The organism is Actinoplanes cyaneus (assembly GCF_016862095.1).
Lineage (GTDB): Bacteria > Actinomycetota > Actinomycetes > Mycobacteriales > Micromonosporaceae > Actinoplanes > Actinoplanes cyaneus.
In genome coordinates, this window is record NZ_BOMH01000070.1 from 59,010 (window position 1) to 80,491 (window position 21,482).

The 21,482-nt window shown below is 68.5% G+C and carries 22 protein-coding genes; 11 read left to right on the top strand and 11 right to left on the bottom strand.

Translation table 11 applies throughout. From position 1 onward, the window contains the following. The first annotated feature begins 3 nt into the window (after positions 1 to 3). Positions 4 to 642, top strand: a complete 639-nt coding sequence (folE, locus tag Acy02nite_RS39165) for a GTP cyclohydrolase I FolE (protein WP_239175620.1) — start codon at positions 4 to 6, stop codon at positions 640 to 642. Between the two features lie 641 nt (positions 643 to 1,283). Here folE and Acy02nite_RS39170 read toward each other — a convergent pair. Genes Acy02nite_RS39170 through Acy02nite_RS39180 form a run of 3 tightly spaced genes read right to left on the bottom strand, consistent with a single transcriptional unit; the run spans position 1,284 to position 4,875 of the window. After that, positions 1,284 to 1,544, bottom strand: a complete 261-nt coding sequence (locus tag Acy02nite_RS39170; protein ID WP_203753237.1) for a hypothetical protein — start codon at positions 1,542 to 1,544, stop codon at positions 1,284 to 1,286. 20 nt (positions 1,545 to 1,564) lie between these two features. Beyond that, a complete protein-coding gene (locus Acy02nite_RS39175; protein WP_239175621.1) occupies positions 1,565 to 2,281 on the bottom strand; it encodes a hypothetical protein in 717 nt (238 codons plus the stop codon). Next, the gene (locus Acy02nite_RS39180) at positions 2,278 to 4,875 is read right to left on the bottom strand and encodes an FtsK/SpoIIIE domain-containing protein (RefSeq protein ID WP_203753239.1); all 2,598 of its coding nucleotides are present in this window, start codon (positions 4,873 to 4,875) and stop codon (positions 2,278 to 2,280) included. Before Acy02nite_RS39180 ends, Acy02nite_RS39175 begins: the two co-directional genes overlap by 4 nt. Positions 4,876 to 5,372: 497 nt before the next feature. On the opposite strand from Acy02nite_RS39180, the gene Acy02nite_RS39185 reads away from it, so the two are divergent. Continuing rightward, positions 5,373 to 5,687 carry a hypothetical protein gene (locus Acy02nite_RS39185; RefSeq protein WP_203753241.1) on the top strand — a complete coding sequence of 105 codons (315 nt, stop codon included), beginning with the start codon at positions 5,373 to 5,375 and terminating at the stop codon, positions 5,685 to 5,687. A 2-nt stretch (positions 5,688 to 5,689) separates the two neighbouring features. Here the strand turns inward: Acy02nite_RS39185 and Acy02nite_RS46860 are convergent, their stop codons facing one another. The 7 genes from Acy02nite_RS46860 to Acy02nite_RS39215 are packed head-to-tail and all read right to left on the bottom strand — an operon-like array spanning position 5,690 to position 14,049. Further along, positions 5,690 to 6,292 carry a hypothetical protein gene (locus Acy02nite_RS46860; RefSeq protein WP_239175622.1) on the bottom strand — a complete coding sequence of 201 codons (603 nt, stop codon included), beginning with the start codon at positions 6,290 to 6,292 and terminating at the stop codon, positions 5,690 to 5,692. Next, positions 6,289 to 7,413 (bottom strand): M23 family metallopeptidase, encoded by a 1,125-nt coding sequence (locus Acy02nite_RS39190; protein ID WP_203753243.1) that lies wholly within the window; start codon positions 7,411 to 7,413, stop codon positions 6,289 to 6,291. The genes Acy02nite_RS46860 and Acy02nite_RS39190 overlap by 4 nt, the downstream gene beginning before the upstream one ends. Then, positions 7,410 to 7,955 (bottom strand): hypothetical protein, encoded by a 546-nt coding sequence (locus Acy02nite_RS39195; RefSeq protein WP_203753245.1) that lies wholly within the window; start codon positions 7,953 to 7,955, stop codon positions 7,410 to 7,412. Before Acy02nite_RS39195 ends, Acy02nite_RS39190 begins: the two co-directional genes overlap by 4 nt. Before the next feature lie 4 nt (positions 7,956 to 7,959). Beyond that, the gene (locus Acy02nite_RS39200) at positions 7,960 to 9,954 is read right to left on the bottom strand and encodes an MFS transporter (protein ID WP_203753247.1); all 1,995 of its coding nucleotides are present in this window, start codon (positions 9,952 to 9,954) and stop codon (positions 7,960 to 7,962) included. 1 nt (position 9,955) lies between these two features. Beyond that, the gene (locus Acy02nite_RS39205) at positions 9,956 to 13,363 is read right to left on the bottom strand and encodes an ATP-binding protein (RefSeq protein WP_203753249.1); all 3,408 of its coding nucleotides are present in this window, start codon (positions 13,361 to 13,363) and stop codon (positions 9,956 to 9,958) included. A 31-nt stretch (positions 13,364 to 13,394) separates the two neighbouring features. Beyond that, positions 13,395 to 13,757 (bottom strand): hypothetical protein, encoded by a 363-nt coding sequence (locus Acy02nite_RS39210; protein ID WP_203753251.1) that lies wholly within the window; start codon positions 13,755 to 13,757, stop codon positions 13,395 to 13,397. A 1-nt stretch (position 13,758) separates the two neighbouring features. Then, a complete protein-coding gene (locus Acy02nite_RS39215) occupies positions 13,759 to 14,049 on the bottom strand; it encodes a hypothetical protein (RefSeq protein ID WP_203753254.1) in 291 nt (96 codons plus the stop codon). A gap of 366 nt (positions 14,050 to 14,415) precedes the next feature. Between Acy02nite_RS39215 and folP the strand changes: the two genes are divergently transcribed. From folP to Acy02nite_RS39250, 7 genes are all read left to right on the top strand, one after another. After that, on the top strand, positions 14,416 to 15,225 hold the full coding sequence (gene folP / locus Acy02nite_RS39220) for a dihydropteroate synthase (protein WP_203753327.1): 810 nt from the start codon (positions 14,416 to 14,418) through the stop codon (positions 15,223 to 15,225). Between the two features lie 68 nt (positions 15,226 to 15,293). Then, complete coding sequence (gene folB / locus Acy02nite_RS39225; protein ID WP_203753256.1) at positions 15,294 to 15,662, top strand: dihydroneopterin aldolase; 369 nt, start codon at positions 15,294 to 15,296, stop codon at positions 15,660 to 15,662. Then, positions 15,659 to 16,186, top strand: coding sequence for a 2-amino-4-hydroxy-6-hydroxymethyldihydropteridine diphosphokinase (gene folK, locus Acy02nite_RS39230; RefSeq protein ID WP_203753258.1), 528 nt, complete (start codon positions 15,659 to 15,661; stop codon positions 16,184 to 16,186). Before folB ends, folK begins: the two co-directional genes overlap by 4 nt. Further along, positions 16,183 to 16,716, top strand: a complete 534-nt coding sequence (locus Acy02nite_RS39235; RefSeq protein WP_239175623.1) for a DUF3180 domain-containing protein — start codon at positions 16,183 to 16,185, stop codon at positions 16,714 to 16,716. Before folK ends, Acy02nite_RS39235 begins: the two co-directional genes overlap by 4 nt. Before the next feature lie 127 nt (positions 16,717 to 16,843). Continuing rightward, positions 16,844 to 18,067 (top strand): ABC transporter permease, encoded by a 1,224-nt coding sequence (locus Acy02nite_RS39240; protein WP_203753260.1) that lies wholly within the window; start codon positions 16,844 to 16,846, stop codon positions 18,065 to 18,067. Positions 18,068 to 18,083: 16 nt separating this feature from the next. After that, the gene (locus Acy02nite_RS39245; RefSeq protein WP_396342928.1) at positions 18,084 to 18,365 is read left to right on the top strand and encodes a hypothetical protein; all 282 of its coding nucleotides are present in this window, start codon (positions 18,084 to 18,086) and stop codon (positions 18,363 to 18,365) included. A 48-nt stretch (positions 18,366 to 18,413) separates the two neighbouring features. After that, on the top strand, positions 18,414 to 18,908 hold the full coding sequence (locus Acy02nite_RS39250; RefSeq protein WP_203753264.1) for a hypothetical protein: 495 nt from the start codon (positions 18,414 to 18,416) through the stop codon (positions 18,906 to 18,908). 3 nt (positions 18,909 to 18,911) lie between these two features. Here the strand turns inward: Acy02nite_RS39250 and Acy02nite_RS39255 are convergent, their stop codons facing one another. Next, positions 18,912 to 19,928: an ABC transporter ATP-binding protein gene (locus Acy02nite_RS39255; protein WP_203753266.1), complete on the bottom strand. Its 1,017-nt coding sequence runs from the start codon at positions 19,926 to 19,928 to the stop codon at positions 18,912 to 18,914. Between Acy02nite_RS39255 and Acy02nite_RS39260 the strand changes: the two genes are divergently transcribed. Continuing rightward, the gene (locus tag Acy02nite_RS39260; RefSeq protein WP_239175625.1) at positions 19,883 to 20,623 is read left to right on the top strand and encodes an ABC transporter permease; all 741 of its coding nucleotides are present in this window, start codon (positions 19,883 to 19,885) and stop codon (positions 20,621 to 20,623) included. The genes Acy02nite_RS39255 and Acy02nite_RS39260 overlap by 46 nt on opposite strands. A 43-nt stretch (positions 20,624 to 20,666) precedes the next feature. Continuing rightward, positions 20,667 to 21,383, top strand: coding sequence for an ABC transporter permease (locus Acy02nite_RS39265; protein WP_203753268.1), 717 nt, complete (start codon positions 20,667 to 20,669; stop codon positions 21,381 to 21,383). The last annotated feature ends 99 nt before the right edge of the window (positions 21,384 to 21,482 follow it).

The following is a 21,482-nucleotide window of genomic DNA, read 5'->3' on the forward strand; positions in this document are numbered from 1 at the left end:
AACGTGCAGGACGAACTGGACTATCTCGCCGCCCGGCTGGTCGACGGCAAGGTCACCGGAACCCCGGTGGAGCAGGCCGTCGACCTCGGGCGGATCGAGAAGGCGGTCCGGGAGATCCTCATCGCGATCGGTGAGGACCCGGACCGGGACGGCTTGGCGCGGACCCCCTCCCGGGTCGCCCGTGCCTACGCGGAACTCTTCGCCGGCCTGCGGGTCGACCCGGCAAGTGTGCTCACCACCACCTTCGAGGCGGACCACGAGGAGCTCGTGCTGGTCCGCGACATCGAGGTGCAGAGCATGTGCGAACACCATCTGCTGCCGTTCAAGGGTGTCGCGCACATCGGCTACATCCCGGGCACCGACGGGCGCATCACCGGCCTGTCGAAACTCGCTCGCCTCGTCGAGGTCTACGCCCGACGCCCCCAGGTGCAGGAACGCCTCACCTCGCAGATAGCGGACCTGCTGATGTCGCGGCTGGGCGCGCGCGGGGTGATCGTGGTCCTCGAGTGCGAGCACCTGTGCATGGAGATGCGCGGCATCCGCAAGGTCGGCGCCCGCACGGTGACCTCCGCGGTCCGGGGCGCCTTCCAGACCGACGGCAAGGTCCGAGCCGAGGCCATGGCGTTGATAAACGCCCGCTGACCCGACTCCACCATGAGCACCAGCCGATCCTTTCGGCCGGTGCTCATGTTCGTTTCCGCCTGAGTTCCCGCCGGTCCTGGCTGCTGCTCACGATTCGTTCTGTCTGAGTTACCACCCGTCCCGGCTGCTGCTCAGGGTCTGCTCCGGCCTGAGTTCCGGCCCCGGCTGGTGCTCAGGGTCGTGTCTCAGCTCGGCGGCAGCCATGAGCGTCAGCCGGCTCCGCGAGCTCCGCGTCGGCCCGGCGTGCTGCGCGGGTCGCTGTCTTGGCTGGTGCTCATGGCTGTTATCCGGGACGGATAACAGCCATGAGCACCAGCCGGAAGCTGGCGGCGCGTCGCGGCCCGTCTCGGTGCGGGCGTCGCGGAGCTTGGCTGGCTCTCAGGGGTCTTACCGAGCATTGAAGCACCCCTGAGCACCAGCTACGTGCCAGTGGCGACTCGGTGGTGAGCGGCGACGGGGTCGGGTCTTGGGGTGAGTGGAACCAGCCACGGAGATCGCCCCGGAGGGTTTCGCGTCCTGGGCCGGCCACGGCCCTGCGAAGCCCGCAGGGGTCCCCGCGGGAGCGACGGTCCGGACCACCGCGGAGATCGGACATGAAGATCTTGATCTTCAAGGTTTCGGACCCCGCCGTCGTCGAGGGCTCAGATCATGCCGCGGAACTGGTTCGCCGAGTCCATGGCGGCACGGGTCAGCTGAGTCGCCTCGTCGAGGCGGGTGCGAGCCTGCTCCAGGTGCGCGATCGCGGCCGCCGTCGACGGGTGGAACGAGCCGATCGAGGTGAGGCGGAGGAGGGCCAGCGACTGGTCGAGCTGATCGGCGACCATCTGGATGCCGGCGATAGCGCGGTCCGCCCCGGCCACCGAAGCGGCGATGTTGACCTTGACTTCTTCAATGCTGGCCAATGCCCTGGTCCTCTCGTGACTCAGCTGAGCAGCTGTTGCAGACCGACACCCATGCAGGTGAGCAGCACCGGGATCAGGCAGGTGACGATGCCGAGCACGGGCGTGCGGTCGGCCGCCGGCCCGCCCTGCTCGCCGTCGCCGCCCCAGACGAAGCCGATGGTGGCCCAGCCCAGCCCGAACGCCAGCAGCGGCATGCTGAGGCCACACAGCAGCATGTACGTCGGCAGTGAGCCGCTCGGCGCCACCAGGTAGAGGATGATCTGGACGAGCAGGACCGCCGCCGCGAACGGGCCGTAGACCAGCAGATTCCGTGCCCAGGGGCGCCCGGAGCCGGCCGGGAGCGGGCCGATGAACGCGTGATCCGCGGCGTCGGCCGTGACCCTGGCCTGCTGGAGCGCCGACAGCACGGCCGGCGGGCCACCTGTCACCGCGGCCAGAGCGGTCGCCCGTTCACCCTCCAGAGGAACAAGATCGCTTTCCGGTACGCCGAAGTCGCGCACCAGACGCGCACGCTGCGGCGCCAGCCTCGCGCGGACCGCCGCCAGCTCCTGCCGGGCGGCGGTGACCGTGGCGGCCTGCTCGCCGGCGACAGTGCTGGCCGCCCGGCGCACCGCGTCGAGCTCCTGGGCCGCCGCCAGATAGGCCTCCCACGGACCGTCAGCCGGCCGGCCGCCCTGGGCCGGCACGAGACCGATCTGCTCAGCCTGTTCCTGGCCTGTCATGTCCTGGCCCGTCATGGATTGTCGCCCTCCGGCTGCACGAACGGGACCACGGTGACCGTGCGGTCGGTGTGCCGGTCGTGGAGCAGGGCCCGGTTCGGCCTCGGCTGCCAATCCACGGCCCGGCCCAGCATCAACGTCACGTCCGACTGCGGGATGTTCAGGAAGAGCAGGCCGGCGACGTCCTCCCGGCCCAGGCTGCCGCCGGTCTCCTCGCTGAACCGGCGCACGCCGCGCCACCAGGAGAGCAGGTGCGCGCCGCGGCTCGGCCCCTCGCGCAGCAGCTGCCGCAGACCGGTCAGCGCGCCGGGCGGGGCCGCGTCCATTCCGAACACCACCCGGTAGCCAGGCTGGCCGGAGGCGAGCTCGGCGGAAAGCCCTGCCGCGTCGACGACCACCACCTCCTGCCGGTGCGCGATCTCCTCGGCCAGCTCCGCGGCGAGCACGTCACCCTCGGCGGCCAGGGAGGCGATCACGAACCGGGTCGTCCGCGGGGCGTGACAGGCCGCCACACTGCGGGCCACCGCGTCCAGCACCTCGGCGCCGGCCGGCTGCGAGCCCAGGATCGCCAGGTGCCGGCCGGGCGACGAGTCCAGCGGGAAAGCGGCGGTCGTCAGATTCACGTCGATCATGCGCCCGAGCAGCGCGGTCGGACGACTCGCCCGGCCCGCCAGCGCGGCCCGATAGGTGGGGTCGTCCGCCAGGTGCTGCTGCGCGTACCCGGCGAAGACGCGCGGCGGGAGCGACTCCGGATCGCGGGCTCCCCACAGTTTGTGCCGCAGGTCGCTCAGCAACTCCCGATCGGCGTGCGGATCCGGGAAACGAACCACCCGTTCGTGACCCCGGGTCGCCCCGCGCGGCCCGCCCAGCCCGCCGGCAGTGTTCACCACGGCGCTGCCCAGGGGAAGCCCGGCCGCCGAGTCGTTCGTCGGCTCCAGCACGTCACCGCCGCCCGGCAGCGCGATGCGCACCGGGAACTGGCCGAAGATCGAGTCGCGCTTGGCATAGAGCGCCTCGACGCCGAGCACCGTCTGACTTGCCAGGACCAGATGAATCCCGTACGACCGGCCCTTGCGCGCCAAGGACTCGAGAAGCCCCACCGCCTCGGACGCGGTCGGATCGTTGCCGGCCAGCAGCACCTGGAACTCGTCGATGACACACAGGACCCGCGGCAGCGGACGGCCCCGGCCCTCCTCCGCGGCGACCGCCCGAAGATCGGCGAAACGCGAGACACCGGCTCTCTTGTACGCCATCGAGCGCCGGCCCATCTCGGCGTCCAGCTCGCGGAGGACGGCCAATCCATACTCCCGGTCGGACTCGACACCGACCGCCCGGGCGTGTGGCAGCCAGGTCCGGTCCCGCTGAGTCGGGACGAACTCGGCGAACGACACACCCTCCTTGAAATCGAGCAGGTAGAGCGCCAGCTCGTCGGGGGAGTAACGGGCACCGAGCCCGTAGAGCACGTTGATCAGGAACGCCGTCTTGCCGCCGCCGGAGCGGCCACCGACCATCCAGTGCGGGGTCAGATCGTTGAACCTGAGCACCAACGGCACGTCACCGTGATGGCCGACCACCGTCTCCACCCCGGCAGACGCATCCGCCGACCACAGCTCCTCCGTCGGCTCCGGGAGCAGATCGGAGAGCGTCACCCGGGAAGCGGCCGCCGTGTGCGCTGCCAACTCCTGACAGACCGCGTCGACCAGATGCGGCGGCGGCTCCTCGTCGAGGAAGACGGGCGCGTTGAGCCACGGCGTCTCCGGCGTCGACCCGAACGAGCCACCGGGCGGATCCCCGACGATCGCGAACGGATTACGCACCGAGACGGCGGTGGTGCGCGGCAGCGGCGCCTGAGTGGTCTCGGCGGTCAACGGAGGCGGCGGCCAGCCGGCCACGATGAGGTGCAACCCCGAATCCGGCCCCTGCTGGGCGAGCGCCGCGATCCGCCGCAGCTCCTCGCCCTCGGTCATCTCCGGCAGGCTGGCGATGACCACCAGCAGCATCCGGTCCCGCCGGACCCGCCGGCTGCCACCGGTGCGTGCCGGGCGCAGCCACTTCTCCGCCTCGGCCAGCACATCACGCAAACCCTGCCGGTCAGTGGCCGGCGGTGACATCAACCCGGCGTCGGCCAGCTCCTCGAACGGCTCGAACACCGCGCCGCCGCCCACCCCGTCGACCGTGCGGACCAGCAGCGAGCCGGCCGGAGCTGCCGCCAGCATGCGCAACAGCAGCGACCTGAGCAAACCGAACACCCGAGGATCGGTGGCGCTGGCATCAACCGTGAGATGACCGGCCCCGAGCAGCGGCACGATCGCCGGGAAGCGCACGTCATCCAGCGGCTGAGCCACCCCCAGCCGCACGAACTGCGGTGTCTGCCCACCGCCGAGCGGCGCCTTCGGCGTCAACGCGTCCAACGGCGCACCGAGCCACCCCGGAGCGAGCTGAGCGGCTGCCGCCTGCAACCGCTTGGCAAGCCGATGCTGTTCCCGGGGATCGCTGGCACCCGGCGCATATGCCTCCAGAGCGGCGGAGGCCGCATCCGCTGTCGCCACCGCCTGCCGGTGCAAAGCAGCGGCCTGCCGGACCCGCAGAGCCGAACCCGCCACTGCTGTCACCTCCTGTCGCGCGCATAAAACCTATCCCAGACCAGCGAGGGTCCACGCAATGCGGTCCCGGTGCCGTTTGGTCCCATCCGGGGCGATGGATCCTGGGATGTCCGTCGGGAGTGTCCTATCAGGAGCCTCCGATCATGGGTACGGGCGGAGGGTTGACACGGTTCGGCCCGCGCCCAGCCGTGATGGGCGAGCCATGACGAATTAGTGTCGTATGTATGCAGCCGCGCGACTCGGAACCCGGACCTGAACTAGGACCCGTAGCGTCGGAAGATCCTGCGGCCCGAACCCAGATCGGTTCGGTCGGCACGCCACCCGCGCCTCGCGCGGGTGGGGGAGCACCACGTCGGCGCGGCAGTCGGATCCAAAGCCGCCGTGCACGTTTGCTTCTCGCCTTGAGCGCTGGACTCGCGGCGCTACTGTGTTTGGGTGCTGTTGGCACGATCGTTGCCTTATATGACAAGGCCACCGAGATTCCTAGGTCGGATCCCAATGTTGTTATGGCCAACTTCCTGGGTGCTTATTTAGTTAATCAGAGCGATCAAGACGCTGCGCTGTATACATGCAAGGAAAGCAGCGGTCTTGGTAAGTTAAGTTCTTTTCGGGATGAAATCAAGCGAACAGAGAAAGCGAATTCGGTCGACATTGTAGTCTCATGGAGAAATCTTGCTGTTCAAATCGATGGAAGTCATGCATCGGCGGTCGTCGAGATCGTGCGATCGGTAGCCAGTGGAGTAGCGGAATCGTTTGATCCATGGAACTTCCAACTGTTAGACGATGGCGGTTGGCGGGTGTGCTCAGCCAGCCCGGCCTGACCTCACTCGATCCAGAGGAAGTCTGCCGAGATTTCCAAGGTTGAAGGTATTCTCCCGCTCCAGGACCAGCGGTACCATTCAACTTCTACGGCGATCCGAGCGCAGATTCCACCGTTTTCGCTGGTGTAAAGCTCGGTCGTTGCGCGTAGGTCCCGCTGCTCGCCGCCGTCGTTAAGCAGCCTAACTATGCGTTGGCCGACTAGCGACCGGGCTTGTGTAGCTAGCTGAGGAAGCCGCCGAGGTGGCTGATCAAGAGAGACCAATTGAGGTCGAGCCGGCGTCACCGCGTCCAAAGTTGCGGCGATGCCCAAGTCTTCTACCCATACCCGGTCAATAGGAATAAGCGCAGCAAACACCTCAGTTTGTTCTGACTCTGCCCGGTACCACTCCGACTCGGGCATTACTGGTATGTACGTTCGGCTGCCCTGGATGACCTTCTCGTCGGCGCGCAGATCACCGCGCCAACCATATCCCGGAAGGCCTATAAGTACTCTTCGGCCGCGCAGGCCGGCGATCATGGTTGCTGGGACTGGTGAAATCGGATCGGGTGACCTGAGTTCCCAGTAATTGCTCTCAACGAACGGGTCCGGAAACGAATCGCTCATGACCCTGTGTTGCCTAAGGGCGCGCCTTGTTGCTGCATGAACGTCACCGGATTTGTTGCTCCCGCTTTTGACCGGTCGTTGTTGAAGTGCACCTCGTAGTGAAGGTGCGGACCCGACGAGTTCCCGCTCGTGCCGATTCGGCCGATGATTTGTCCGGCGGTGACCTTCTGGTTCACCTTGACGAATGGTTGCTGCACCATGTGACAGTAACGGGTCATGACGTTCCCGGCGTGCTGGATCTCTACCATCCAGCCGCATCCGCCCTTGCCGGGGTACCCGTCGACGTTGCATGTCTTGCGACCCTTGAAGTCTTCGTCGCATTTCACGACCGACACGATGCCGCTCGAGGCCGCGACGATCGGCGTGTACCGACTGACCATCAGGTCGACGCCCTGATGGTTGGGACGCTCCGGGCTCCGGAAGCCGGATCCGACCTCTGCTTTCACCGGGACGGTCCATCCGGAGGCCGCGATCTGTCCCGCCTGCGCGCATGACATAGATAGAGAGTTTCCGACCGCGTTCGCCGCGCCGTGAGCCAGCATGTTCACGATCTGGGTGGCGACCCGCTCGTGCTTCGCGTACGCGTCCGGGTAGGCGCTGATCTGTACGGCCTGCGCCGCCCGGGTCAGCGACATGTTCTCCCAGCCGTTGATCGTCTTGAGCTTTTCGTAGAACTTCGTGGCGGCATACTCCGGATCCTGGATCTGCTGAGGAGTTCCCCACCCAGAGCTCGGCCGCTGCTGGAACAGGCCGAGGGAGTCGTGGTCGTTGCGGGCGCCGAGATTGCCGAGGTTGGTCAGCCGGGACTCCTGCATGGCCGTGGCCACGGCGATCACCCACGCGCGAGGCGGCATCTTCAGCTTCGCGCCGACATTGATGATCACCGCGGCATTGCGGACTTGCTGGGTGCCGTACTGCCGGGCCTTCGGCAGCTTGGCGTTCGGATCAATTGGCCCGTCTTGGCCGCAGTCATACGCGGTGATGTTCAAATTGGTCGGTTCATCTTTGTCGGCTAGCCCGCCGTAGAGCAGCAGCGCGACGCTGCCGCCACAACACAGCAGGGCAAGCGTGGTGACCAGCGCAACCAGTAGCACAACTTTGCGGGGACGCCGGAAAGTCATGCTCCCTCCCAGTCGATGCCATCGACCAGCCAGTGGCCGTCCGGGGCGACCAGCCGGAGGCTGAGCTTGCCGGAATTCATCGTGACGATGGCGTTGACCTGCGTCTCGTTGACCACGTCGAGGGTGGGACGTCCGAGCACCCGGTCTGCTGGGACGCCAGCGGGGTCCACCCCACGGAGTTGGTCGGCGAGATCCGCCGTGGCGTTCGGCAGCAGGCGGTCCAGCCACTTCTTCGAGGTGACATCGTTGTGGCTCACCCAAGCCGAAGCGAAGGCGTAAGCGACCTGTTCCGGCTCGGCTCTGCCGGGACTCGTTCGAGGCTTCGGCGGCGGCTCGGAGGAGACAATGCTGTCATCTTCGGACGGGTCGATACTGATTGCCGGTGCCGGTGAGCCTAGCCCGATGGGTGTAGAGCCGGACTGCCCGTCGGAGAGAAGCCGCCCTATGCCGACGATGGCCAAGACGACAGCGACAAGGACGAGAGCTACGCCCCAGCGCGTACGAAACAGCGCGTTGAGCCCGCGCGCGACTATCCCCGACATGCGATCACCTCGCCTCGGATCGCACCCGCGGGCTGGCCGACTCCTGGGTTGTGGAACCCGTGTCCGGTCGGTAGATCGTGTAAGACGCGGGCTGCTCGGCTACGTCCGGTTCGGTCCACTCCGTGCGTCGAGTCTTGGGCCGGGGAGAGACAGGACGGCTGCTGCTGGCGTCGGTGTTACTACTGGTCGTTCTCCTGGCCGGCTTCTCGTCGCGGACCGTCTCGGTGCCATCCGTACGCTTCGGGACCGGCAGCTTCGAATCGTTGTCGGACGTCTTGCGTGCTGATGCTGATTCGGTTCGAGCTGAGGTCGAGTGCGCCGGATCTTCCAGACGAGCTTCGGGGCGCACGTTACGCGGTTCGATGAAAACCGTTCGCCTGTCCTTGCCGAACGTCGGTTCCCGCGTTACTCCGCCGTCGACCACGTCAAGCTTCGCCGCCTCACGCATGTCCCGGAAGAACCGCCTGTGCCACGAGCCGCCGGAAGCAATGACACCAGCGCTATCTTTTCCGCCGAGTTGAGTGATCCGGCGATATGGGCGGAGCAGGAGCCATCCCACCACGCCGCAAAGCCAAACAAGGACAACTTGGAGCCACCCTGGAAGGGTCGCGGTATTCATAATCAAATCTACCGCGAATAGGTAGATCGCTGCGCCCGTCCCGAAAATCGCGATATTGAACACTGCCGCTATAACGGCGTTCCCCAAGCGTCGGATGCCGGCGCTAGCCGGTTGAAGAAGCCCTACCGTTCCAAGAATTGGGACGGCGATCACGGCCCATCGGAAAATGAGGAATCCTAGTAGTACCAGAATGGACGCTGTGATGTCGAACATGGCAAACATCAGTGCAGCTAGTGCGGCAATGAATCCCGACCCGATGCGTTCCATACCGTTTGTTCCTTGGAGGTATTGGTACGCCTCGGGATCCTCGGTCTTGATTTGGGCCGAGATGGCTTGCCATTGAGTCTTCTTCTGTGCAATCAGGGGTTCTCTGACCGTAGGGTTCTTACGAATGTTCTCTACCTCGTCCCAGCGGAACGAATGAGCTAGGTAGAGCGCGAAGCCGTACTTCTGAGCGGTCTCGCTATCGGCAGACCCTAGGACTCCGCGTAGCCAGTTCCGATAGAGCATCGTTTCAGTAACCGTGTCGCTCGCACGCACGGCAGGTGGCCGATGCTCGGTACATGCTTCGGCTCTGCCGAGGATGCAACTACCTGGGTCGGTGCTTTGAGACGGGGGGCCGAGCGCATCGTGAACAACGGCTAGAGATGTCTCAAGGCTTTGGTCTGCAAGGTTGGCTGATCGAACTGGCCATGCTGCGATGGCGGTTACGCCAACCATGACGAGAATGGCCCAACCGGCAGTTGTTGTTGCGGCGCCCATGTCAGCCTGGCGGGAGCGCCAGAGTAGATAAATTCCGACGATTGCAAGGGTAATCACACCGAAGACGCTGAAGACTTTATTGTAGACAGCCTTGGTTGCCTGCTCTACAAGAGTGTCTGCCCATCCCCACAATGATTGGGGCTCCCATGCTCGCTCGCGGAGAGCGTTTGACGCTCCGATGATCGCGGTTGCGAACATGAACTCGCCGTTAGCGATAGTGGACTCGGCGCGCGAATCCGCCTCCGTTATGACGGCAGTGCAGCCGCCATCCTGATCGTAAGTTGGGAAATTGTATCCGGCGTATCCGTAGCGCGTGTACATGCCTTTGGGGCCCGGCTGGTCTGAGGCGGCCGGTTTTTCGGCGAACCAGCCCGCAAGGCCGGAATCAGGAGTGCTGGGTGTAGGCGCGTTTTCACATTTCGCTTTGTCGCCGACATCCTGCACTAAACGGTTGAGGCAGTTGTTGAGGTTTTTCTTCCACTCTTCAACGCTGCAGGGGCCACCTGGTGCCTTAACCGGGGCGGCGTAGGCGCTGATTGGGGCCGTGACCGCCCAAGCGATCGACGCCACCACCATCACGACGAGAACCGAGAACAGCGCCACCCCCCGCCGCACCATCTCAAACCTCCAGGTCGGAAGGCAGCGACACCACCGAAGGCGTTGCCGTTCCAGGCGTTGTGTCGAGGTGCTCCAACAGGCCGTCGACGTAGGACACGTCAACGCGTACTTTCTGGACCCGCCCGTCCACGTCCCGCATCACGAACTCTCGGAAGCCGAGACGGTTCTGTGACGACGTGTCGACCTGTGACAGCGAGGCCAGTGTCGCCTCGTATCCGTCGTGCACCGGCACCCGTAGCAGGCGCAGCGCTTCGGAGGCGATCTCCTGGTCTTCGGCGATTCGCCCGACGAAGACGGTGGAGACGAGGTTCTGCACGTCGAGGCCGAGGATGTCGCGCGGGTTCTGTGAGGCGACCAGCGCGGCGAGGTTCCATTTCCGGGAGTCTCGGGCGAGCCGGACCAGGAAGGAGCGGCCGGATCGCCAGCCTTCCATGAAGTGTGCCTCGTCGAGGCCGACCATCTTGCGGGATGACATCGAGCCGCCGTAGCAGCGCCGCACCGCGAGCCGGTGTGCGGTGTGCAGCATCGGCAGGGTCAGCGATTCCTCGGCCGACCAGTATTCCCGCTCGATTTTGAGGTCGGGCAGTCGCAGGCCGGCCATGGTGATCACGGTGAGTGCCGCGTCGGCGCCGAGCAGGTGTTCGGGCGGCCGGCCGAAGAAGAGCAGCGCGAGCGGCATCTCGGCGGTGTCCAGCAGCAGGTTGGCCAGCTCTTTGCCCTCGTCGTCGTCGAGCCCTTGGAGGGTGGTGACCACGTCGTCGAGCATCGAGGTCTCTTCGGCGGGGACCTGCCGCACCGCGTGCCGCAGCAGTGTCGCGGTGGACGCCTCTTTGGCGACCTGCGGCGGCACCAGCATGGAGCAGATGTCCTGGACGAGCATGCGGCGTTCGGCGCGGGCGTTGGAGACCGCGATCTCGTATTCCCGGTCGCCGCCGGGGCCGGTCGAGAACTCGGACCGGATCGGGGTGGGGATCAGCGCGTAGGGGGCGAGGGTGCCCTGCTCGGATCCGGTCAGATTCAGGACGCGACTGTACGGCCGTAGCTCCGGCATGTCGCACAGCCGGGCGAGCGGCCCGGACGGGTCGAGCAGGGTGACCTGTACTCCCCGGCGCGCGTTGAGGTAGCCGAGCGCGCCCATCAGGGTCGACTTGCCACCGCCGGGTTCGGCGACGAAGACTCCGAGCCCGGAGCGTTCCCGCACCTCCATGGGGAAGTGCAGGTCGAGGAAGACCGGCCGGCGGCACGTGCCAGCGGTCCGGCCGATCAGGTCACCGCGCCGGTCGCCGACCGTGGACGCGGCCTGGGGCAGCGCGGCGGCCAGCAGCTTCACCGGCATGCGCCGGACGTACCCGGTGTTGGCGATCGGCTCGCCCGGGATGAACTCGCGGGCCAGCTGGTCCTGGTTCTTCGGGTGCTGCAGGGAGATCCGCAGTTCACGGGAGTAGAGCTGGATGAGCCGGCGGGCGCGCTCCAGGCATTCCTCGCGGTTGGCGCCGCTGACCGCGATCCGGTGCCAGCCGTGCGCCCGGGCCGAGTCGGTGGGCAGGCCGGTGGTCATCTCGTCGCCGATCACCAGCGCCCGTTTGGCGAGGCGTTCCAGTTCCGGCGGGGCGTCGATGCCGTGCTCGGCGTAGTCGAGCTGCTGCGAGCGGATCATCCGGAGCCGGTGCTCGAGGTTCTTGAACGAGCTGTTCGAGCCGAGGATGTCGATCCGGGAGGAGAGCTCCATCGGCCAGGGCAGTCGCTCGTGGAAGTGCATCCACGGCTCGTGCCGCTCGGGGATCTCCAGCGGTTCCATCCGGCCGACCGAGAGCACCGCGACGTGGCGTTCCTCGCCGGTCATCCGATTGACCAGTTTGACCGTGGAGCCGTACGGCGTCCGGTACCGCTCGACCTGCTCGGTCAGCGCGAGCAGGTCACCGGTTTCCCAGTGCCCGTTGGAGACGGGGGAGAGCAGCCCGGGTGGGGCCATGCCGAGCGCCACCGAGCGGAACAGCAGCCATTCCAGCTCCTGCGGGGTGACGCGCCGGCCGCGCATGCCGAAGGCGTTCAGCACCTCGTCGAACTGCTCGACCGTCCGGCCGAGTTTGCGGCGTTCGTTCTCCGAGGTGCCGCGGCCGAAGGCGCGCAGGATTCGCTCGGAGAACGTGTCGCCCAGCGACCGCCGGGCGAACGTGACGCCGAGGTAGGTCTGGCCCTCGGCGTGGTTGACCGAGAGCAGGTGCCGCTGAGCCGCGACCATGTGGTCGGACCAGGAGGTGGCGCCCTGCACATCGGGCAGCGGATTGGTGGTGAACGAGTCGACCGTGCGGGCCCACTCGTCGGCCGGGAACGGCCGGGTGGTCCGGCGCAGGTGCAGCCGGAAGCCGGCGAGACCGGCGTACTGCTCGGAGATCGCGCTGAGCAGGGCCTCCCGTTCGGCATCGGGGCGGAACGCCCAGCGCACCTCGGGCAGCGAGTACCACGCGGTCACGGTGCCCTGGGTGAACGTGAGGTGCCCGGCGATCTCGCTGATCGCCAGTTCGATCGCGGGATCGCGGTCGCTGAACTTGAGTTTCTGCGGGCGCAGCGGCGCCGGTTTCGGCGCCTTGGGCTCCTTGCGCTTGACCGGGGCCGGCTTGGGCTCCCGCCGGGCCGGGGCCTTCTCCCGCCGCTTGGCCGGCGCTTTCTCCGGCACCGGGACCGGTAGCGGCGCCGGCGCGGCCTCCAGGCCGGGCATGCCGTTCAGCGGCGCACCGTTCAGCGGCGCGACCGGCGACGGCTCAGCGTAGAAGGACCCGTTGCGTGCCGGCGCGGGCGGAAACGGCCCGTTGCGTGACGGGGTAGCAGGCAGCGGCCCACCGGGCGAAGTCCTGGCCGGCAGCGGCCCAACCCGTGCGGAATCTCCCTTCGGGGGCCGCGGCGGCCACTCGTCGAACTCGGACCAGTCGTCCTCGTCCCTGGTTGCCGCCTCTGATTCCGGGTAGAAGTCAGGCTCCGGCCCCGCCGGAGCCCGGGTGACGGCCGCGCCGTTCCACCCATTGGCCCCTGGCGGGTCGGCCACGACCGGCAGCGCTGCCGGGCTCGACCCGTTGCCGCGATGACCGTTGGCCGGCGACGCTTGGGCCGGCGCGGCGGGCAACGGTGCGGCCGGCGTGGCAGCGGGCGGCTTCGCCGGAAGATCACCCGTGCGGGTGGGCGCCACCCCGCCGAAGAGGTCGAGGAAGGGCGAGTCGATGTCCATGGTGGTGTCCACCGCGGGGGCGGACGTCGGACGAACCGCGTTCGGCGCCTGGAACACGCCGATGCCCCCGTGCCCGGGTGCGGCGACCAGCTCTTCGGCCTCGTCCAGGGAGTCGGCCGAGGAGTATCTGCCCGACGTGGGCGCGCCCGCGCGGGGACGCCCGTGCGGAGGTGGGGTCGTGGTCATGCGCTGACACCGCCGAGGATGGCCGAACCGGTCATACCAACTCCTCCCGAACCCGGATGCGAGTGGCGACAAGTCTGGGGTCGCGGCGCTCGACGGCTGGCTCGCGGGTACGGCGCCAGTCGGTCAGCGCGGTGCGGATGACGACCCGGGCCGGGCGGTCCGGGTCGACGTGCCGGAACACGTACGACGTCGTCACCATGGCCAGGGCGATCTCCCAGGCCGGGAAGAGATCGAAGTCGAACGTGATCAGGTAGTGCAGGACCATGAAGACCGGTACGAGCACGACGAACATGCCGTACTGCGCATACGGCAAGTGGATCGGCAGTGTGTAGCCGGGCGGGCCCAGATAGACCAGGCGAGCCCGGTAGATGTCGTCGTCGGTACGGAGCCGCATCTCAGTTGAAGATCAACTTGATCAGGTAGTCGCCGACGAAGAAGAGGGTGGCCGCACCCGCGATGAAGGCCAGGCCCACGATCGCGATGGCCGAGCTGGTGAGCACTCGGGAGACCTCACCGCGGCTGGCCCGGCCGATGAAGATCACGCCGAGAACCGCGAGCAGGATGGGCGCGATGTTCTTCGCGAAGAACGTGACGATGCCCGAAGTGTTGATGCCGGTCGGCTCAGCAGCGAGCACAGTGCTCTGGAGCGCCGTCGCGACCTGACCGGCGAGCTCAGTGGCGATCATCGGTAAACCTCCCCGTGTCCGGTATGGGGGTTGCGGACACGCTGCAGTTGTGAAGCCGTACGGCACTGCCCATATCGTGCTACCTGTAGCTCACCACGTCGAGTGAACCGTTCGGGCACTGCCATGCTCGTCTCTGCTCTCTTCGGTCACTTCATGATGCCCAGTTCCGAAGAGTACGGCTCGTACTTGTCAGCAACAAGCGCCCGTTTCGTTACCCAAGGTGAAGGAATGGATGAATGAGCGTCACCAGGGCATCGTACACCTGTTCGAAAGGACCTGGCCCCGTACGCTCGACGGGTGCTCACTCCGCCGACAGAAGCCCAGGTCATCGCGGCTGAACTGCTGCATCGGGATCACCCGGTCGTGATGGGAGTCCTGAACGTCACGCCGGACTCGTTCTCGGACGGAGGCCGGTGGTCCGACCTGGACTCCGCTGTGGAACATGGCATTTCTCTGTTTCGTCAGGGTGCGGACATCGTCGATGTCGGGGGCGAGTCCACCCGTCCCGGCGCGGACCGGGTCGACGCCGCCACGGAGGCGTCCCGGGTGGTGCCGGTCATCGAGCGTCTTGCCGCCGCCGGCGTGCCGCTGAGCATCGACACCACGCGGGCAGTCGTCGCCGAGGCCGCGCTTGCGGCCGGCGCTTCGGTGATCAACGACGTCTCGGGCGGCCTGGCCGATCCGGGCATGGCGGCGGTCGCGGCGGCGGCCGGCTGCCCGTGGATCCTGATGCACTGGCGTGGGCATTCGCGCGACATGCAGGCGCTCGCCACCTATCAGGACGTGGTCGCCGAGGTCCGCGACGAGCTGCGGGCCCGGGCGGACGCTGCGGTTGCGGCCGGCGTCGACCCCGGCCGGATCATCCTGGACCCGGGCCTCGGCTTCGCGAAGACCGCGGATCACAACTGGGCCCTCAGCGCCCACCTCGACGTCCTGATCGGCCTCGGCTTCCCGGTCCTCTTCGCCGCCAGCCGCAAGACCTACCTGGGCAGACTCCTCGCGGACGAGGACGGCACGCCGCGCCCGGTCGCCGGCCGTGAGGCGGCGACTCTCGCCACCTCGCTGCTGGCGTTCGCCGCCGGCGCCTGGGGCGTCCGGGTCCACGAGGTCCGCGAGACCGCTGATGCCCGCGCTGTCTGGCGCGCCACCGGCTCGCCGAGGCTTGCCAAGATCTGAAACACGTTTTGGTACGGCGTGGGCCGTGCCGAATCGACCCGGAAGAGTGCGACAGGGAGGATCCCGGAGTGACCGGACAGATCACGCTGACCGGGCTGCGTGCCCGTGGCCGGCACGGGGTCTACGACTTCGAGCGTGAACAGGGCCAGGACTTCGTCGTCGACGTCCGGCTCGATCTCGACCTGAGCCGTGCCGCCGCGACCGATGACGTGGCCGACACCGTGCACTACGGCGAGTTGGCGACGGCGCTGGTCGAGGTGCTCACCGGCGAGCCGGTCAACCTGCTGGAGCGTCTGGCCGACCGTCTGCTCGGCGTGTGCCTGGCCGACCCGCGGGTGTCCGCCGCCGAGGTCACCGTCCACAAGCCGCAGGCCCCCATCCCGCACGAGTTCGCCGACGTCGCCGTGACGCTGCGCCGTGAGCGGGGTACGGCATGAGCCGGGCGGTGCTCTCCATCGGGAGCAACCTCGGTGACCGGCTCGCACATCTGCGAGGCGCGGTGACAGTGCTCGGCAGGAGCGTGCGAGAGGTCTCCGGGGTTTACGAGACGCCGCCGTGGGGCGACGCGGACCAACCCTCGTACCTCAATGCCGTGATCCTGGCCGAGGATGTCGCCGCGACCCCGCATGATTGGCTGGAGCGGGCCCGGGCCTGCGAAGCGGCCGAGGGTCGCGAGCGCGACCCGGAGCGCCGCTTCGGCCCGCGCACCCTGGACGTCGACGTGATCACCGTGTGGGATGCCGACGGCCGCCCGGTGATCGCCGACGACCCCGAGCTGACGCTGCCGCATCCGCGCGCCCAGCTGCGGGCCTTCGTGCTGCGGCCGTGGCTCGACCTGCGGCCGGATGCGGTCCTGCCCGGCCACGGCCCGCTGGCCGTCCTGCTCTCCGCTCCGGAACTCGCCGCCGACGTCGCCGCGATGACGCCTCGTCCCGATCTGTCGCTAGAGTCGTTGGCGTGAGCACCAACCCCGACGGACTCCCGAGCGGGCGGCCGACCGACCCGTCACTGCGACCGACGAGTGTCTCGGCTCTTGTGCTCGCCGCGCTGGTCGGCGCGGCGCTGGGCTGGCTGCTGCTCGGCTGGAACGAACTGTTCTACAAGCTCACCCCGCTGCCCTGGACGGCGGCGGTGGTGCTGTTCGCGCTGGCGGTGGCCGAGGGCTATCTGGCGCAGAACACCACCGCCCGGATCCAGCGCAGGCCGGGCGCCCCGCGGGTGGAGCCGCTCGCGGTCGCGCGCTATGTCGCGCTCGCGAAGGCGTCCTCCCTGGTCGGCGCCCTCACCGCCGGGTTCTCCGCCGGCATCCTGATCTGGCTGGTCATGGAGCCGACCGACTCGGCCAAGTCGGACGTTCCCACCGTCGCGACGACGCTGGTCGCGGCGGTCGCGCTGATCGGCACGGCGCTCTGGCTGGAACGCGCCTGCCGGGTGCCGGACGATCCGGATCGCGAGGGCAACGACACCGGCCGCCCGACCGGCCGGCGCTGACGCTCGTAATTGCCTTGCATGCTCTGAACTGAGGCCATCCCGTATCCGTATCCTGTGCGGCGGGTGACCCGCACCCGGAGTAGCGTGCGCCTCGAACCGCTGTTGGGGGCGTAAGGAGGCGCGGACCATGGCGTACGACGAAACGACGTTCCGTCGGCCCGGCGAGAGCACCGGCGAGACGGATCCGGCCGCGTATCGGCGCCGTGTTCAGCTCGACGACACCACGGGCAACACCCTCGACCAGTCCTTGCGCGCCCCCGTCACCGCCCCGGCCGAGGACGACGGACGGGATCGGCTCGGCGTGCACCTGGGCTGGGAGGTCGTCCTCCTCGTCGCGGCCGGCGTGCTCGGCTTCCTGCTCTGGCGGGAGAGCTCGGCAGCGCTGCAGCGTCCCGCGCTGGACGGGCTGCTCGTCACCGGCGCCGCGATCGGCCTGATCACTCTCGGCGCCGGGCTGTCCCTGCGGGCCGGCGTGCCGAACCTGGCGATCGGCCCGATCGTGCTGGCCGCCGAGTTCCAGTTCGCGGAGAACGGTGACAAGGGCATCCTCCAGGCGCTGGTCCCGGCTCTGATCATCGCCGCGGCCGGTGGCCTGATCGTCGCCGTGCTGATCCTGGTGCTGCACGTGCCCGGCTGGGCGGCGACCCTCGCCGCGGCGCTCGGTGTGATCACTTTCGACCAGCTCCGGGTCAACGCCGTCGTGGTGCAGGGCGACTGGGAGCCCACCGGCCGCGCGTTCGTGCTCTTCGGCGGGTTCGCCGTGCTCGCCGTGCTGGGAGCGGCGCTCGGCGCGATCGGCCCGGTGCGCCGCTTCTTCGGCCGGATGCGCTCGTCCGGTGACCCGGCCGGCCGGCGCGGTTTCGCGGTCATCCTGCCGGTGCTGGTGGCCCTGATCGGCTCGTCGGTCTTCGCGGCCGGCGCCGGCGTGATCCTGGCCGCCCAGTCGACCGTCCCGATCCGGCCCGGCACCGGCCTGGAGTGGACCGGCATCGGCCTGGGCCTGGCGCTGCTCGGCGGCACGAGCGCCTACGGCCGCCGCGGCGGCATCTTCGGCACGCTCTTCGCGGTCATCGCGCTGACCCTGTTCCTGGACTATCAGGCCCGGCGGGACCTGCAGATCGCCCTCTTCGCGATCGCCGGCGTGGTCTTCGTCGCGGGCCTGATCGCGACCCGCATCGTCGAGTCCTACGGCCGGCTGGCCGGCGCCGTCGCCACGCAGGACTGGAACGCCGCGCCCTCCGGTGGGCTGGACAGCAGCTGGTCACCGGCCATGCCGGAGACCTGGAACACCCCGGCTCAGCCGGCCCGGGGCGACCGATGGGACGAGGGCCCGTGGGGCGCCACCCGCTGAAAGTATGCTTTCGTTCATGACCACGCCCGGCTTCGCCGAACTGGACGCCCTGCCCACCGAAGAGCTGCGGGAACGCGCCTTCGCCAAGGCCCGGGAGAAACACGACGTCCGTTTCTTCTGGTCGGTGTTCAAGCACCTGCCCGACTCCGACGAGGCCGCGGCGCTCGACGGCGCTCCGAATTCGATCGGCCCGACCGTCGACGAGGCCGTCGCGCTCTGGCGCGAGCTGGAGGGTCGCGATCTCGGCGAGCAGGAGCCGTTGCTGCGCGCCGCGTTCATCGACTATCTGAGCAGGTAGTGACGGCCGTCGTTTGAGGGTTCGGCCCCGCAGGGAAATAGCGGGGCCATGGCTCTCGGAAGCAAGTACAAGACTGCGCCTGGTGCGGGCACCATAGCCGCGCTCATACTCGTGTTGGTCTTCGGCAGCCCCTGGTACGGGGACTGGGCCGCGGACAACACCAACGAGAACACCGCCGGTGGCTGGTGGCTGCGCCTGCTGCACTGGCCGGCCTGGCAGTTCGACACCTCGGATTCGCTGCGTGATGTGGTCGTCGGTGACCTCCGCGCGATCCTGCTGGTCCTGCTGACGTTCCTCTTCCTGGTCCTGCTGCCCGGTTCGCAACTGGCCCGGGCCCGGGGCACGATCAGCCAGTTCTTCGCCGGCTGGGGGGCGTACATCTTCGCGGGTGGCCTGGCGTCGCTGCTCGCCACCCTCTTTCTGGCCAACCCCTCGATGCTCGGCGCGTTCCAGGCGGCTGGCAGCGGCGCCCAGTACGGCCTGTTCGTCGGCTGGGTCGTCGGTCTCGCCAGCCTCGGAGGCCGGCGCGGTACCCGCGTGTAGTGCTCAGACCGCGGTTCCCGCGGGGGTTTCGAAGACGGCCGTCCGGGTCACCTGACCGACCGGGCGGCCGTCCTCCGTGACCAGGATCGTGGCGGCGTCCTCGGTGAGCATCACGGCCAGCGCGTCGTGGAGCGTGGCGGCGGCGTCCACGGCGGGCAGGCCGTCGGCCGGGGCGGTGACCGGGGACATGACGTCGCGTACCGGGGTGACGGCCAGGCGGCGGATGCCACGGTCGGCGCCGACGAAGTCGCGGACCTCGGGGGACGCGGGGCGGCTCAGCAGCTCGGCCGGCGTCGCGTACTGCAGCAATCGCCCGCCCTCGGCGAGCACCGCGATCCGATCGCCCATCCGGACGGCCTCGTCGATGTCGTGCGTGACCAGCACGATCGTCTTGCGGACGGCGGCCTGCAGGCGAAGGAACTCCTCCTGTAGGCGAGCCCGGACGATCGGGTCGACCGCCGAGAACGGCTCGTCCATCAGCAGCACCAGCGGGTCCGCGGCGAGTGCCCGGGCGACCCCGACCCGCTGGCGCTGACCGCCGGAGAGCTCGTGCGGGTAACGCTTGCCGTACCGCGCCGGGTCGAGCCCGACCGTCTCCAGCAGCTCGTCGGCCCGGCTGTCGATCCGCTTGCGGTCCCAGCCGAGCAGCCGCGCGACAGTGCCGACGTTCGCCCGGACGGTCTGGTGCGGGAACAGTCCCACATTCTGGATCACGTAGCCGATCTGCCGCCGTAGCTGCACCGGGTCCTGTTTCAGCACGTCCCGGCCGTCGATCGTGATCGTCCCGCGGGTCGGCTCGATCAGGCGGTTGATCATGCGCAGGATGGTCGACTTGCCGGACCCGGAGGCGCCGATCAGCACCGCGAGCTCGCCGGCGCGCACCTCGAGACTGAACTTGTCGACGGCGACCGTGCCGTCCGGATAGACCTTGCCGACGTCCGACAGGGTGATCGATGCCGCGGTAGCGTCCACGTATGTCTCTCCTGCTCTGGGGACCGGCCCTGCTCTGGGGACCGGCATCGCTGACGCCGGTGGCCGCACCCGCCGATGGGGGCCCGGGGAACCCGTGGTTCTCCTGGCGGTACGTTCACGAGAACGCCGACGCCATCGGCACCGCCCTGCGCTTCCACGCCGGGCTCACCGCGCAGACGGTGCTCCTCGCGCTGGTCGTCGCCGTGCCGCTGGCGGTCGTCGCCTACTGGATCAAACCGCTGACCGGGCCGATTCTCGCACTCTCCGGCGTTCTCTACACGATCCCTTCGCTGGCACTGCTCTCCCTGCTGGCGCCGCTGGTCGGGACGACGAGCACCACGTCGGTCCTGATCGCCCTGGTGATGTACGCGCTGCTGGTCCTGGTCCGCAACTCGCTGGCCGGGCTCACCCAGGTTCCGCCCGAGGTCATCGACGCCGCGACCGGCATGGGGTACAGCCGGTTCGGCCGCCTGCTGCGGGTCGAGCTGCCGCTCGCGCTGCCCGGCATCCTCACCGGGCTGCGCCTGGCCACCGTCTCGACTGTGGCACTCGTCACGGTCGGGTCGCTGATCGGGCAGGGTGGTCTCGGCGACCTGATCCTGGGTGGCTTCCGGAACAACTTCTACAAGGCGGAGATCCTCACCGGGACGATCCTCTGCGTGGGGCTGGCCCTGGTGCTCGACCTCCTGCTGGCCGGGCTGGGTCGGGCGTTGACCCCATGGGCCCGGGGGAGGGCGGCGTGAGCCTCGTGACGAATCGGGCCGTCGAACTCACCGGAGGGGTGTCGTGAGCTACTTCCAGGAGGGCATCACCTGGCTCAACGACCCGCTGAACTGGACCAACCCCGGCGGCCTGCTCGATCGGCTGACCGAGCACCTGGTGATCAGCTTCTGGGCGGTGCTGCTCGGCTGCGCGGTCGGCTGGCCGATCGGCATCTGGCTCGGACACCGCGGCCGGGGCGGCGCCACGGCGGTCACGGTGGCCAACCTCACCCTCGCCATTCCCACCCTGGCGCTGCTGACCATCCTGCCGCTGACCCCGCTCGGCTTCGGCAAGCCGCCCGTGGTGGTCGCCCTCGCGGTCTTCGCGGTGCCGCCGCTGCTGGCCAACGCGGTCACCGGGCTGCGCGCGATCGACCCGGAGACCCGGGAGGCGGCCCGCGGCATGGGCCTCTCCGGCGGGCAGCTGCTGCGCCAGGTGGAGCTGCCGCTCGCGGTGCCCTACCTGGCGGCCGGCCTGCGTACCGCGGCGGTGCAGGTGGTCGCGACCGCGGCGCTGGCCGCCCTGGTCAACGGCGGCGGTCTCGGCCAGATCATCAGCGCCGGTTTCGGCATCGGGATGAGCAACGGCGGCGGCGGTCAGATCGTCGCCGGCGGCCTCGCTGTGGCTCTGCTCGCACTCCTGGTCGAGGGCCTGCTGGCACTGTTCCAGCGCCTGGTCACACCCCCTGCCCTGCGGGTCCGGAAGCGCCGCCGGGCCGCTGTGACGGTGGGCACGCCATAACGCTCCGGCATCAAAGGCCGATCTTTGTCGTACCCAGCAGGTACGAAGGAGAGGAGCACAACGCGGGCACCGCACCTCGGCTGCCCGCCGGACACGCGG